Annotated in this window: 9 protein-coding genes; 4 read left to right on the top strand and 5 right to left on the bottom strand. The window is 66.6% G+C overall.

The features are described from left to right. On the bottom strand, positions 1 to 2,688 hold the full coding sequence (locus FB389_RS06370) for an AAA family ATPase (RefSeq protein WP_142112041.1): 2,688 nt from the start codon (positions 2,686 to 2,688) through the stop codon (positions 1 to 3). Continuing rightward, a complete protein-coding gene (locus FB389_RS06365) occupies positions 2,685 to 3,818 on the bottom strand; it encodes a metallophosphoesterase family protein (RefSeq protein ID WP_142112039.1) in 1,134 nt (377 codons plus the stop codon). The genes FB389_RS06370 and FB389_RS06365 overlap by 4 nt, the downstream gene beginning before the upstream one ends. A gap of 115 nt (positions 3,819 to 3,933) precedes the next feature. Between FB389_RS06365 and FB389_RS06360 the strand changes: the two genes are divergently transcribed. The 4 genes from FB389_RS06360 (at position 3,934) to hrpA (ending at position 11,578) form a co-directional block, all read left to right on the top strand. Continuing rightward, the gene (locus FB389_RS06360; protein ID WP_142112037.1) at positions 3,934 to 4,656 is read left to right on the top strand and encodes an HNH endonuclease family protein; all 723 of its coding nucleotides are present in this window, start codon (positions 3,934 to 3,936) and stop codon (positions 4,654 to 4,656) included. Positions 4,657 to 4,805: 149 nt separating this feature from the next. After that, positions 4,806 to 5,255: a hypothetical protein gene (locus FB389_RS06355; RefSeq protein ID WP_142112035.1), complete on the top strand. Its 450-nt coding sequence runs from the start codon at positions 4,806 to 4,808 to the stop codon at positions 5,253 to 5,255. A 64-nt stretch (positions 5,256 to 5,319) separates the two neighbouring features. Further along, positions 5,320 to 7,224 (top strand): variant leucine-rich repeat-containing protein, encoded by a 1,905-nt coding sequence (locus FB389_RS06350; RefSeq protein WP_142112033.1) that lies wholly within the window; start codon positions 5,320 to 5,322, stop codon positions 7,222 to 7,224. Positions 7,225 to 7,306: 82 nt separating this feature from the next. Further along, positions 7,307 to 11,578, top strand: coding sequence for an ATP-dependent RNA helicase HrpA (hrpA, locus tag FB389_RS06345; protein ID WP_170207903.1), 4,272 nt, complete (start codon positions 7,307 to 7,309; stop codon positions 11,576 to 11,578). An 81-nt stretch (positions 11,579 to 11,659) separates the two neighbouring features. Here the strand turns inward: hrpA and FB389_RS06340 are convergent, their stop codons facing one another. The 3 genes from FB389_RS06340 to FB389_RS06330 all read right to left on the bottom strand — a co-directional run bounded on the left by FB389_RS06340 (position 11,660) and on the right by FB389_RS06330 (position 14,723). Next, positions 11,660 to 13,051 carry an NAD-dependent succinate-semialdehyde dehydrogenase gene (locus FB389_RS06340; RefSeq protein WP_142112031.1) on the bottom strand — a complete coding sequence of 464 codons (1,392 nt, stop codon included), beginning with the start codon at positions 13,049 to 13,051 and terminating at the stop codon, positions 11,660 to 11,662. Between the two features lie 188 nt (positions 13,052 to 13,239). Beyond that, positions 13,240 to 13,953 carry an ABC transporter permease gene (locus FB389_RS06335; RefSeq protein WP_142112029.1) on the bottom strand — a complete coding sequence of 238 codons (714 nt, stop codon included), beginning with the start codon at positions 13,951 to 13,953 and terminating at the stop codon, positions 13,240 to 13,242. Next, a complete protein-coding gene (locus FB389_RS06330; protein WP_142112027.1) occupies positions 13,950 to 14,723 on the bottom strand; it encodes an ABC transporter ATP-binding protein in 774 nt (257 codons plus the stop codon). Before FB389_RS06330 ends, FB389_RS06335 begins: the two co-directional genes overlap by 4 nt. Positions 14,724 to 14,746 lie beyond the last annotated feature (23 nt).

The following is a 14,746-nucleotide window of genomic DNA, read 5'->3' as shown; positions in this document are numbered from 1 at the left end:
CTACGCCTGCGCCGTGCGGGGCAACCGCACAACGCTGGCGCTTCCCAGCTTGTCGAAACGGTCGGGCTGGCACGTGAGCACGACTATTTGCGTCTTCTTAGAGGCAGCGTTGAGGATCACGTTGAGCCTTGCGAGCCGGGCCGGGTCCGCAAACCCGAAGGTGTCGTCGAGGATCAGGGGGGCGCCGCGTGCGGGATCGACTAGTTCGGCGCAAGCGATTCGGCCCAGCAGCGCGAGTTGTTCGCGAGCACCAGCGGACAGGGAGGTGAAGGGAACCGTTTGCGCGTTGACCGTTCGCGAGACGACTTCGAGTTCGGGGGAGATCTCTACCTGGAAATCCGACCCGAAGAGCGGCCTTCCCAGGGCCTCGATGCGCTCGCGGAACGGAGCGACGTACCGCTCCTGAGCGAGCCGTCGGTGTCGATCCATGGTTTCCTTCAGAAGCCTCGCGGCCATTGCTTGGCGGTGTAACCGTTGGTGGCTCGCCCGGGCGGAGTCTTCTCTTTGCTGCGCGTCGGCCAAGGCGTCTGCTAGCCCCCGCGATCCGCGATCTCCCAGCAGCGCGTCGATCTCGATGAGTCGATTGCGGGCCTGCTCGATCTCGGTCTCGCGCCGCTTGACCAGGGCGAGCGCGTTTTCGAGGTCCTGCGCCAGTGCATCCGGATTCTCCATGGCGAGACGGGCGTTGGCCGCGTCCACCTCCCCGCTGCAGGCCTCGGCTAGCGCGGTCGCGGAAGCGAGGTCCGCATTGAGATCCGCATCGGAACTTGCCATTCGGGCCGTCGTAAGGCTGGCAGTTACCGTCTCCAGCTCGTGGTTTGCCGCCTCCAACTCGCTGTTGGCCCGTATGTCGGCGTCGCGGGCTCTATCTGTTTCGGCGACCAGGTCGCTGACGCGTTTCGCGCATTCCGCGAGTTCCTGTTCGGCGCGTTCCGCATTGATCGCGGCCGCGTGCGCACAATCTTCTGCCTCGCTCAGCGAAGCGGGAGTTGGCGGACCCGCGACTTCCGGCGTGTGGGTCGACGGTGAATCCGCCCCGGTTGCGCCTTCGGCCCCGTGCTGTGCAGCGACTCGCTTGGCCAGGGTTTCGATTCGCCTTTTCAAGTCTGCCGCCTGCGCAGTCAGCGCCGGAAGGTGCTGACCGGCGAGTAGCGCCTCGTAGGCCGACTGCGCCTTGTCGCGTTCGCGTTCTGCCTCCCGCCGTGCGCTTACCCGCGCGCGGAGGGCCTGGAGGCTCTCAACGCCGAATTCCCGCAGTGCTTCGGCAAGGTCCTTGTGCGCCGCCTCTTGCGCACGCCGCAGGTCCACTGGTTGCGCTCCCGGCGTCAGCTCGACGCGAACGACCCCGGGCACCTCGATTGTGGTGTCATCGAGGAGTTCGAAGCTTGCTGGTTCGGTCACGGTCGCTTCGCCAATGGCAACTGGCTTCGCGCACAGCGGCGTAACGCTGACGCGAGCTGCTGCCGCAGCGAGCGCGGCCTCAGCAACTCTCCAGGTGGTTTCGAGATCGACCACTTCTTGCAGCGCCCGGTCACTTGCCGGGTTGTCACGCACCGCGAGTTCGGCAGCTTGCAGTTTCTTGGATTCGGCGTCGATGGCGGCGAGGCGCGCATCCAGAGCCTGAGCCTCGCCCTTGGCCCGCACAAGCGAGGCGGCATCGGCAGCATCCTTCGCGACCCGCGCGGCGCTATCGCGCGCGGCCCGAGCCCGCTTCTCGGCGTCGCGCAACGAAACGAGGCGCTCTTCGTGTTCGGCCAGCACCTCGCTGGTTGCTTTGGCGGCCAGCTCTGCCGCCTCTACCGCCGCAGCGCGGTGTTTCACGTTGGCATGCGCCGCCCGTCGTTCGTCGGCGGCGCGTCGCGCGGTCTCCTGCTGCGCCAGGGCCAACTTCAGCGAGCTCTTGGCCTGGGCGACCCGATCTCGTAGCTCCCCGAGCTCAAGGTCGCGCCTGCGCAGATCATCGCAGCCCCTCGCGGCCGCCGCCAATTGCGGTTGCAGGGCCTCGAGCCGTCGCGAGACCTCGGAGTGCTCGGCGACCAAGGCATCGACGTCGCTCAACTGCCCCTCGATTTCCGCGACGGCGGCCGCGGCGGTGCGCACGGCCTCTGCGCTCGCGAGGAACGCCCGATTCTCCCGACCGCTCGCCGTAAAGTACTTTGCGTACTCGTCATTAATCGCGCCGAGGAGTTCGTCACTGCTCCCCGCCGCCTGCCCCGTGCGATCCAGGGCTTCCCGGAGTGCCCCGATGCGTGCCAGCACCGGTTGCGATAGCGACGATCCCTGCACCACGTCCAGCTCGGTGAGCAGGTCGACATCGATGGTTTCACGCAGTATCGCGAGGAAGCGTTCGTGCGCCGGATCGGAGGTGTGCTGTTCCGGCGCCGGGGCAGTCACGGTCAGCTCGGTGGCGGGACTGCGTAACCACCGCTTGAAGTATGTCAGTTCGTAGGGTCCCGTGGTCATGGTGAGGCGAACTTCGGGTCCGACATCGCGCCCGGCGGGTTGTAGTGCCTTGATATCAGCCCGGTTCGACGACGCCTTGACCTCGCGAAGTACCCGCAACGCTTCGGCGATCGAGGACTTACCCACCTCGTTTTCGCCTTCGATAATCGTCGCGCCGGCCTCGAAGTTGACGAGGCAATGGCCGACGCCGCGGAAATTGCGCAGCTCGATGGTTCGCAATTTCATGATTGTGCCTGCTCGATTCGGTACAAAACGGAAAGGGCGTCCTGCGCGGTACGGGCCAATTCACTATCCGAAAGCGCCAACGCCGCCAATTCGCGAACCGCATCGTCAGCGAAGCCACTCAATCCCATGTCGGTGAAATCATGGTCATCGGGTATCACGGCCAGATCGCTATGGCTATCCCACACGTCGAGCCGCGCGAAAACGTCCCGCGCACGATCGATGACGGATTCGAGCTGCGCGGCGGCCGCCGCGGTGAGTGCTCCTGTCAATGCCAGCCACACGCCCGTGCGTTCCTTCGCGGGCATCGCATCGAGGTCGCGTCCCAGCTGGTCCACGTCGCCCACTTCTGCAAGAGTGCGCTGCAGCGTCACGAATCGCCACGTCCCGACCCGTACCACCTCGACATCCGCGCTGCGAGAGGCCGGATCCACGTCCACCACCAGCACATTGCCGGGTTCCACCTCCCGTCGCGCCGTCACCTCGGGCGTCCCCGGATACCAAATGCGGGGTGCCACCTGCGTGGTGCTGTGCCGGTCCCCGAGTACCGCAAAGTCGATCACCCCCGAGTCGGCGGCAGCCGCAAGGGCGGTGTCGTCTATTGCCGCGAGCGAGGACGCGTCCGGGTTCAGGGATGCCACCGCACCGTGCCCCACCAGCACCCGCACCTGGCCGTCAGGGCGCGGTTCGAGCGGGGCGAGTGCGTCGGCGACCAGGTCCGAGGTCGGCCGCTTGGAGGACCACGGAGCGGCGACAATGCTCGCTCCGGGAACCACCGAGAAGGGACGAGGCCCGGTCGCGACGATAACGTTTGCGGGGCAGGCGGACGTAAATGCGGGGGATCGGTAGATCGACCCTGCGTCGAGTGGGTCGTGATTGCCCGGGACCAGCACCACGGGGACGGTGAAGCCGCGCAGGGCCTCGAAGGCGCGCGAGACGATCGCTCGGTCGAGTTGGTTGTGTTCGAACACGTCGCCGCCAACCACCACGAACGCGGCGTCGCGGTCGCGCGCCAGTTCCCCGATGCGACGCACCGCGTCCAAGCGCGCCTGGTGATAGCGCGGGCGGGCCTCGTCGGAAAGATAGCGCGCCGTCATGCCCAACTGCCAATCCGCGGTCGCGATAAACCTCATGACGCCTCCTTGTCTTCGTTGACACCACCCTAAACCGACCCGGTGACGCCGAAGAGTTATCCACAGGCGGGGCCCCGGTGGGTCGTGGCGCGCGTCGCGACTGTAGAAAACAGGCATGGACGGTACGCGAGAGAGGAGAGGGGATTGGGACGTGATCGTGTTCGTGTGGGCCGCGGCAGTAACGTTGCTGGGGCTAGCGCTCGGGGTGATGCTTCCGCGGGCACAGGACTACAAGGCACTCGCCCGCTATCCGGTGACCGTTGAGGTCCTGGCCGCCGCGCGCGTTCAGGTGCAACGGCTAGGAAGCACGCGGCCGACGCGGGTTCCCGCATACGAGCGGGCGGAATTTGGCCAGGCGTGGGCGGATATCGATTCCAACGGTTGCGATACCCGCAACGACATCCTGCGGCGGGACCTGGAGGCGGTCACGCTTGCTCCCGGTGCGGGCGCCTGCGTGGTGCAGGCAGGCGTGTTGCACGACCCCTACACGGGTTCGGATATTCAATTCGCGCGCGGCAGCACCAGTGCGCGCGTGCAGATTGACCACGTTGTGGCGCTCGCGGATGCGTGGAACTCGGGCGCATGGGCGTGGGATCGGACCGTGCGGATTGCCTTCGCCAACGATCCGGACAATTTGCTGGCCGTCGCGGGCACCGCCAATCAGGACAAGGGCGCCGCGACCGCCGATCAGTGGACGCCTCCCAACGCGGGATTTCGGTGCGTCTATGCGATCAAACAGGTGCAGGTCAAGACGCAGTACGCACTGGGCGTTAGCGATGCCGAGCGGCGGGCTCTGAGCCGCGCAATCGGATCGTGTCGCACCGCTAAGCCCCCGTGACCCTGCTGCGGGCGCGCGGGGCAGCCGCTTTCGCGCTTCCGGTTCGGATAGCGCGTTCGGTCCTGCTGCGGGCGCGCGGGGCAGCCGCACTGGCGAATCCCCTAAGCGCAGCACAGTGGCCGCTCAGGAACGCGTGCCATCATAGAGGCATGAACGCGCGAACAAAGAAGTTGGCGGCTGCTGGAGTCCTCGCACTGACCCTGCCACTCGCACCGACCGCACAGGCTGCCGTGGTGTCCCGTGCCGACTCACTCGGTATTGCGTCGGCTGGGGTTACGGGCGGAGCGCTGATCGAATCGGATCCGGCGGCCGATGCTGACGCGAAGTCGGACACGATAAGGCGGGCAGCGATCGACGATGCGGCCGCCGCCATCGCGCGGGCCGACCTGGCGCTGGCAATGATGGGCGACGTAGATACCGCTGCCTGGCACGCCGAGACGGTGGCGCAGGAGGCGAGCCTGGGCCTGCTCGCCGCGCAGGCGCACGTGACATTCGCGCTCGGTGAAGTGAACGCGGCCAGCCAGAGCCGTCTTACGGAGATCTCCGCACAGCTGACGGACATGACCCAACGTCTGGAATCGGTGTCCCAAACGGCGTAGACTTCCGGAATCTGACTGCACGGCGCGGATCGCGGCTCGGCAGCACCGAATTCATGGAGAGACAATGTCGTCCGACTCATCGCCCACCGAGCTTGCCGCCGATCCGCGCACCTCGTCTCGCCGCTTGTTGCAATTGCTCGACGACAGTCCGGCGCTCGCCCCATTGATCGCCCAAAACCCTGGTGCGGATGACACCGTCCTGCTCCGGCTTGCGGCGCTCAACCGCCCAGAAATTGACCGGCACCTCGCGTGGCGCAAGCCGCCGGCGGCGGGCTGGGGCAGGTCTTTGAATATCGGCGCAGCAACGACTCCCCCGCGCGATCCGGAAACAGCCCCGCCGGCGGACTTCTTTGCCGCGGAATTTGGTGGCGAAGCCACCGATGCCAAGGAGCCGGGGTCGGCGGCGAGCCCGAAACGGCGAAGCAAGGCATTCGTGGCATCGGTGGTGGCCGCGGCGATCGTGGTTGGAGGCGGCGGCGCCTGGGTAGCGGTCTCGATGGGGAACAGGGCGGGCCAGCCCGACGTTGCGGACCAGGCCCTGCGGATCAACGACTATCCGAACGAGCCGAGCGCGGCCTGGACGATCCCCTATTCCGACCTGGCTGCCGCGATCACCGCGGTTGACCCGGGCGCAGCCACCGATGATGGGTCGGTCGGGTGGAGCTCATCGGGGGATCTCGGCATCGCGAGCGTGACCCTCATGGATGCGAACGACACCGCAGGCGCAACCGAGACCGACGAGAACCCGATTGTGTACGGGATCGACGTGGATGTAATCACTCCGTCGGTAACGTTCGACGTCGCAGTCAACCTGGAGTCCGGCACGGTGATGGGGGCGCTCGACCCCGCAAAGATCTTTCCCGACGTCGAAGGCCCGGTAATGTCGTGCCTGCCCGCAGGCGATGACCTCGCGTATTGCAACGAACGGACCACGTTGACGTCAACGCTCTACCAAATCTCCACCGGAGCCACCACGGCCCTGGGCCCGCAGGCCACGGTGCTGGGCGACACGGTGTACGACCTGGTCGCGACGGCCGACGGCGCAGCGCTAACGATCGCCGCTCGCCGCGGACTGATTCCCGCCTGGCAGTCCATAGTGGCCGTTCCCGCCGCGTACCAGTCGGCCGCGGCCGCGGACCGTTCGTCGCTTCCGCAATGGATACCGGCCGTATCGCTATCCGCACCCGATCTTGGCATGGGGATCGTGGTGTTGAGTGTGCGCCCATTGGGATCGTGCGCCGCCCTGGACGAGTCGCAAGTCCTAACGAGTTCGGGTGAAGTAGCCGCGTCGTGCCCCGCGGAATCGGGCGGATACTACTTTGCAATCAAGCCCGACAACGGCGAAGTCGTGTATCAGGGAAGTATGCCGCCGATGGCATACCTGGACCCGGACACGGTGCTGCGCGACGAGGCGGGCGATGATGTGAGCGGCTACGAGGAAAACGGCTTGCAGCAGGTCCAGTCCGCGCTGGTAGTGGCGGATGCGCACGGTTCCGAAATCGCGTGGCTCACCGTGGAAGGGACGCCATACTTGGCCGCGACCGGTACGACCGCGGTGATCGGCGGGGGCAACGAGGTGGCGGCATTCGCCACGAACGGCTGGGACAAGCCCGTGTGGACGGTTCCGATGCCGGTCGGTGCGGGCGGCGCGAATGAGCCCTTGATCATGGGCGACAAGGTCATCGTTGCGTCGACAGTACCGGCCACCGGGTCCCAGTCCGACCCCACCTCGAACGTCATTGCGCTGGAAGCGGACAGCGGGGCAACCGCCTGGCAGGCCACGGGACGGCCCTTGGCTGTTGACAGCAAGCGCGTATTCATCGCGGACGAGTTCACGCGGACCGTTTCCGCCGTCAATGCGAAGTCGGGCGAAACCGTGTGGACCTACACGGCCCAGCGAACCCTCAACTTAGCCGGTTCGTGGCTGATCGATTGCGACTGGGAGAACAACTGCTCCGGGTTGCGTTGATCGCGCCGCGGCGACGGGGCGCGACCTGCAAAAACGCAAATTGTCGTGACGTGGTCGGCGCCACCTGGGACAATGGTTTGTTGTGAGCAGTAACGACCGATCGCCCCGCGGCCAGGTGGGCAGTAGCGGCCATCGGGGCGGCGGCGCGGCGCGGGCTGCCAGGAGCCCGCGCGCGAAGAAGGGTCGCAGCGGAGCCCTCGTCCCCCCAAATCCGCAGTTCAAACAGGAACTTGCGCGCGCTGCTGGCAAGCGAGCCGCGGTTTCGCTGCCGCCCATCACTTACCCCGAGCAGCTTCCGGTCAGCGCCAACCGGGCCGCCATCATGGAGGCCATCGCCGAACATCAGGTAGTGGTCGTCGCGGGCGAAACGGGCTCCGGGAAAACCACGCAGCTGCCCAAAATGCTCCTGGAGATGGGGCGCGGGCGCGCCGGACAGATCGGGCATACGCAGCCGCGCCGAATCGCGGCCCGGACCGTCGCCGAGCGGATCGCGCAGGAATTAGGGGTCCCGCTCGGGGCGGCGGTGGGATACCAGGTGCGCTTCACGGATCAGGCCAGCGACGACACGCTAGTCAAGGTCATGACGGATGGCATTTTGCTGGCGCAGATCCAGCGTGATCCCGAACTGCTCGCCTACGACACGATCATTATCGACGAGGCCCACGAACGCAGTCTCAACATCGACTTCTTGCTTGGGTATTTGGCGAGACTGCTGCCGCGCCGTCCCGATCTGAAGCTGATAATCACGTCCGCGACCATTGATTCTGGGCGGTTCGCGGAGCACTTCGGCACGGGCGACACGCCCGCACCCGTCGTGGAAGTGTCCGGGCGCACGTACCCGGTCGAAATCCGCTACCGGCCGCTGACGGACTTGGAAGCAGGCCCGGGCAAGTCCGGGAAGGGCGATCGCGACCCGATCACGGGTGTGCTCGACGCGGTGGATGAACTGTGCAAGGCGGGACCCGGCGACATACTGGTGTTCTTTTCCGGCGAGCGGGAAATCCTCGACGCCGCGGACGCCCTCGCCGGTCATTTCGGGGCGCGGACTAACGACGACAAGCGACCCGACTACATTGAAATCGTGCCGCTGTACGCGCGCCTGTCGGCCGCCGAACAGCACCGCGTCTTCCAGCCGCATGCTGGCCGGCGCATCGTGCTAGCGACCAACGTCGCCGAAACGTCCCTGACCGTCCCCGGTATCAGGTATGTGGTCGATCCGGGCACCGCGCGAATCTCCAGGTATTCGCGGGCTACTAAGGTGCAGCGATTGCCGATCGAGCCCATTTCGCAGGCTAGCGCGAACCAGCGCGCGGGCCGGTGCGGGCGCGTTGCCAACGGCATCGCGATCCGGCTGTATTCCGAGGACGATTTCAATGCCAGGGACGAGTTCACCGAACCCGAGATCCTGCGTACCTCGTTAGCGTCGGTCCTGCTGCAGATGATGGCGGTCGGCGTCGTGGGATCCGCCGACGACATGGTGCACTTCCCGTTTGTGCAGCCACCGGACACGCGGGCGGTGCGCGACGGCGTCGTGCTGTTGACGGAATTGGGCGCCTTGACGGTCGGCGGCAGGGGGCTGACCGATACCGGGCGTCGCCTGGCGGCCCTGCCCATGGATCCGCGCCTGGGCCGGATGATTCTGGAATCCGCCAGTCACGGGGTCGTCTACGAAGTGATGATCATCACCGCGGCGATGTCGGTGCAGGATCCCCGGGAGCGGCCGAATGAGGAACGCGCGCAGGCCGATCAGATGCACGCGCGCTTCGCGGATCCGACCTCCGACTTCCTGTCGTACCTCAATTTGTGGGAATACCTGCGTTCGATGCAGCGCGAGTTATCGGGTAGCGCGTTTCGGCGCATGTGCAGGCGCGAATACATCAACTACCTGCGCGTGCGCGAGTGGCAGGACGTTGTGGCGCAGCTGCGCGAGTTGGCCCGCGGCCTGGGGCTGCGCGTGAACCCCCGCAGGGTCTTGCCGACCTCGCCGCAGCGAGCTCTGAAGGCCGCCGGTCAAACGGCCGGCCCGACCGCCGGGCACCAATCCGCTGGCGAATCGCCCCTAGCGGCGAATCGCGCGACGGCTGGACGCGGTACTGCGCACACCGCGCAATCGAACCATGACCCGGTTCCGGAAGTTCCGCGATACCCCACGGGCGGCAACGCAGACGCCATCCACCGGTCCTTGCTGGCGGGGCTGCTTTCGCAGATCGGAATGCAGGAATCGGGCGAGATCAAGGCGTCCGCGGTCGCCCACCTGCGCGGAGCCGCCCGGGAGCGGGCCCTCAAGCGCGCCAAGCGCCAGGCTCGGAACGAATACATGGGCGCTCGCGGCGCCCGGTTCGCGATCTTCCCCGGATCGCCACTGTCAAAGAAGCCGCCCGAGTTCATCATGGCTGGCGAATTGGTGGAAACCTCACGGCTGTGGGCCCGTGATGTCGCGCGCATTGAACCGGAGTGGGCCGAACACCTGGCGGGACCGCTCGCCAAGTCGAGCTATTCGGACCCCGCGTGGTCGCGCAAGCGCGGCGCGGCGGTGGTGCGCGAAAAGGTGACGCTGTACGGAGTCCCCATCGTCGTAGACCGGCGTGTCCTGTATTCGCGGGTCGACGGGGCCGCCGCCCGCGAGATGTTCATTCGGCATGCCCTGATCGATGGTGATTGGGTCGCGCATCACAAGTTCATCGCGCATAACGAGCAGGTGCGCGCCGAGATCGAGGAGGTTGAGGCCCGGTCGCGGCAGCGGGCGACGTGGTTCGACGACGAAGAGTTGTACAAGTTCTACGACGCGCGGATCCCGGCCCACATCGTGTCGGCCGCGGACTTCGACAAGTGGTGGCGCGGCGCGCGCCGTGACCGCCCGGAGCTGCTGAATCTTTCGGTGCGTGACCTGGTCCCGGAACTGGAAGCACTGGACCCGAACCGCTACCCGGACGCGTGGCCGCAGGGCGAAAGCGCGTACCCGCTGACCTACCAGTTCCAGCCTGGTACAGATGCGGATGGTGTTACTGTACATATTCCGTTGGCGGCTTTGGAGGCGGTAGTTCCGAACGGATTCGACTGGATGGTCCCGGGGATGCTCGACGAACTGGTTGTGGCTTCGATCAAGGCGCTACCCAAGGCGCTCCGCGTGCAGTTGGTGCCGGCGCCCGACGTCGGCGCCAGCGTTGCCGCCTGGCTGCGAGCAAACACCCCCGCGTGGGCGGATATGGCGCGCGCGGGCGACATGGCGGATTCCTTCGAACACTCATTCACGGAGGCGGTGCGCGCCGTAAAGGACGTGCGCATCCCGGCTGGCAGCATCGATCGCGACCGACTGCCGGCCCACCTGCGAATGACATTCAGAATTACCGACGAGCGCTCCGCCTCCCGCGTGGTCGTCGACGAATCGAAGGATCTGGTCGCTTTGCAGCGCAAGTTCGCCGCGCAGGCCGAACACGCTTTGCGTGGAACCGTGCGGGGAGCACTGGCCGCGGCCATGCGCGAAGCGGGCCGACCCGCGCCGGCCGCTAGATCGGGAAAACCTTTTCTTAAACCGGGCGCGCCAGCGCACCCAGCCAGCAAATCGGGAACGGGCCCGGGCGCACCCGGCGCCGCGCGGGAGCAAGCGGCGCCGATTCGCCCCGCGCAGGTCGATCCTTGGGCCGATGTGGATCGACTTATCGCCGACATTGGTCTTTCAACCGGCAGAATCACGAGTCGTTGGTCAAGCAAGCAGGCGTTAGCGCTTGGTGCTGCACCCTACGACGGAAAGGACGCTTTGGTCCGCGATCTGCAGCGGGCGACGGCGATGCGGTTGATCGGAGAGGACGCCGACCTAACGGACCAAAGCTCGTATGCGCAGGCAATTTCCCGGGTCCGGCCCGCGTTCGAAGACGAGGTCTACCGCACGGTTGGGGACGTGGTGGCGATACTGGCTGCGGGTCGGGAACTGGACGTTGCTTTGCGGCGCGCCACGGGGCTGGCGCAACTCGGCACCGTCACCGATATTCGGGCGCACTACGGCGAACTGCTGGGGCCCGGATTCATCGCGTCGACCCCGCCCGCAAAGCTACGCCACCTGGCGCGCTACCTGCGGGCTGACCTGCACCGCCTGGAAAAGGCAGAATCCGATCCCATCCGCGACCAGCACCTTGCCGCGCGCGTGCGCGACGTCGAGTCGGCTTGGAAGCACCGGATCGTGCAGTGGCGGACGGAAAATGAGCTGGCCGACTCCGTTCCCCTGTCCGACGACCTGGCGCAGGTGCGCTGGATGCTAGAGGAGCTGCGGGTATCGCTCTTCGCGCAGCAGCTCGGCACGGACGGACCGATCAGCGAGAAACGAATCCACAAGTTCTTGGGCACGAAGGGCTGGTGAGGGATCCCGGGCATGGCAGTGGGGGCCCGGCGCGATGCCGGACCCCCACTCGCGAACTGTTCGGTTGCTGCGGGTTAGCCCTTAGAAGACCCCGTCGATGTCGGAGACGACGACGAGCTTGTCGTTGACGAACTCGAACAGGCCCAGATCCAGCAGCTCGCGCCCGTAGCCCGAGTGCTTGACGCCACCGAATGGTAGGTCCGCCTTCACGCCCGTCGGGTGGTTGATGTAGACCATGCCGGTCTCCATCTGCGCGGCGACCGCCTTCCCGTGCGCCTCGTTCTCGGTGAACACGGAACCACCCAGCCCGAACGGCGAGTCGTTAGCGATGCGGATGGCGTCGTCCTCGTCCTTGGCGCGGAACACCATCGACACCGGACCAAAAATCTCCTTGTGGAACACCGGGTTGTCTGCGGCAACGTCCGTCAGCACGGTTGGTTGCACAAAGGCGCCCTGCGAGGGAACGGGCGAACCGTATTCGGTTGCGGTGGCGCCGTGTTCAACGGCCTCCTTGATGAGGGCCTTCACGTCGTCGGCGGCCTTTTGGGACGACAGCGGCGCGAGCGTGGTGGTCTCGTCGAATGGATCGCCGGGGACCAGGTTGCCGATCTCTTCGGTGTACGCGCTCATGTACTTGTCGTATACGTCATCGACAACGATCATGCGCTTTGATGAGCAGCACACCTGCCCCGCATTCCAGTGCCGCCCGAACGCGCCCCAGCGGGCGGCCTTGTCGATGTCCGCGTCCGGCAACACGATGTATGCGTCCGCCCCGCCAAGCTCCAGGGTCGACTTCTTCAGGGCCTGCGAAGCCTGGGTCGACACGATGCGGCCGGCGTCTTCGGAGCCGGTCAGCGCGACCCCGCGCACGCGCTCATCAGCGATGATGCGCGCCGATTGGTCGCGGTTCACATAGAGGTTCGTGAGGATGCCCTGGGGGGCTCCGGCGTCCAGGAACAGCTTCTGCATCGCCGCGGCCGACTGCGGGACGTTCGAGGCGTGCTTCAGGATGATCGTGTTTCCGGCCACGATCTGCGGTGCGCCCACCCGCACGACCTGATAGAACGGGAAGTTCCAGGGCTCCACCGTGTACAGGACGCCGAGCGGCTCACGCACCAGGTACGCTTCCTTGCCGGATTCATTGGTGTGGTCGAGGGTGCGTGGTTGTAGGAGTTCAGGGCCGCGATCGGCGTACCACTGCAAAATATCGGCGGACAGGTCCACTTCGGCGCGGGCCTCGTTGATGGTTTTGCCCATCTCCAAAGTGAGGAGCCGAGCGTATTGTTCCTTCTGCTCGCGCAGCAGCGCGGCGGCCGTGCCCAGTAGTGTCGCGCGCTCGGCGACGGGTACCGCCCGCCAGGAGAGGAAGGCGGTGTGCGCCTTGTCTACGGCAGCATCAACCTCCGCGTCCGTGGCGAAGGGGAAAGTGGCGACAGTTTCGGCCGTGTATGGATTGATGGTCTGGTAGGTCATGACGAGCCCTCCGATTCCTGCGGAAGCGCACCGTCGTCACTTAGGCGGCGGCCGTTTCATAACTTCCGCTCGCCTTTCAGCGTAGGACTAAAGTCTGGGAGTCGCGTGACAAATGCCTCGAAGGTCACATTTCGCCGGGGTGAAAGGAATGCGGGGGACGAGGCCCGCCACCGCGCACTTGGGTCGCCCTACGGCGTGCGCCGCCGCAGGGTTGCCGCCCCCAGCGCCAGCATCCCGACGGTGAACCCCGCCACGACCCCCAGCGGCGCCCAGATGGCCGGGTCGCTGGCGGCGGAGACCTCGTTCATCGCGTCGACCGCGTAGCTGAGCGGCAGCAGGCTCGACAGCGCATGGAGCACCCCGGGCAGGTCGTCGCGCGCAACGAGCAGGCCGCACAGCAGGAACTGCGGCAGCACGATCGCCGGGAAGAACTGGATGGCCTGGAACTCGGTGCGCGCGAACGCGCTGACGAACAGGCCCAGCGCGGTTCCCAGCAGCGCGTCGGCGACGGCGATGAGCACGAGCATCCACGCGGGCCCGGCGGGGCTGACGCCGAGCGGCCCGAGCAGCAGTGCCGACGCCGCCAGCGCCTGCACCACGGCCAGCGCGCCGAATGCGAGCGCGTATCCCCCGATGAACGCCCCCTTGGACAGGGGAAGGGTGAGCAGGCGTTCGAGCGTGCCCCCGCGGCGTTCGCGCAGCACGGTAATGGATGTCACCAGGAACATCACGACCAGCGGAAACAGGGCCAGTAGCGCGGGGCCGATGCGGTCGAAGATCGCCCCGCCGTCGTACACCCACCACAGCAGGGCGAGCAGCAGGCACGGCAGCGCGAAGATCATCGCGATGGTGCGCGGGTCGTGGCGGAGCTGGCGCAGCACGCGCGCTGCCGTGGCGATCATCGGTCCGTGTCCTTGTCGTGCGAGCTTGTGGGACGAGTCCCGCTCCCCGGCTCGCGCGTCACCAGCGCCAAGAAGGCGTCGTCGTAACTGGTGAGCCCGGTCGCGGCGAGCAGCGCGGATGGATTGTCGCGGAAGACGATCTTGCCCTGCCGCAACAGCACCAGGTCGTCGCAGTGGGCGGCCTCGTCCATGACGTGGCTGGAGACGATGAGGGTGCAGCCGCGGGCGGCGATCTGGGTGAAGAGGTCCCAGAGGCTGGCGCGCAGCACCGGGTCGAGCCCGACGGTCGGTTCATCGAGGACCAGCACATCGGGCGCTCCGAGCAGCGCGGTTGCCAGCGACACGCGCGACGCTTGCCCGCCCGACAGCGTCGCGGCCAGCTGACCGGCCTGCGCCTCAAGCCCGACCGTGGCGATGGCCTCGTCGATGGCACCCCGGGCGCCGCGCCCGAGCAGGATTCGCGCGAAGTAGGCGATGTTTTCGCGCACGGTCAGGTCGGGGTAAATGGAGGGGGCCTGCGTGACGTATCCGACGCGGCGGCGCAACGCGGGATCGCCCGCCGGCTTGCCGAGCACGGTGACCGTGCCGGACTCGATGATCTGCACGCCGAGGAGCGAGCGCATCAGCGTCGTCTTGCCCGATCCCGAGGGGCCGAGCAGCCCGGTGATCGCGCCGCGGGTGACCGTCAGGTCGATGTCGTGCAGCACGCGGTGGGATCCGCGGGTGACCGTGAGTCTTTCCGCGCGGATCGCCACGGCGTTTTTCGTCATGCGATGAACCTACCAGCACTGGT

Source organism: Rarobacter incanus, from assembly GCF_006715765.1.
GTDB classification, from domain to species: Bacteria; Actinomycetota; Actinomycetes; order Actinomycetales; family Cellulomonadaceae; genus Rarobacter; species Rarobacter incanus.
The sequence above is the reverse complement of the archived record's forward strand: the minus strand, read 5'-3'. Positions and strand labels throughout refer to the sequence as shown.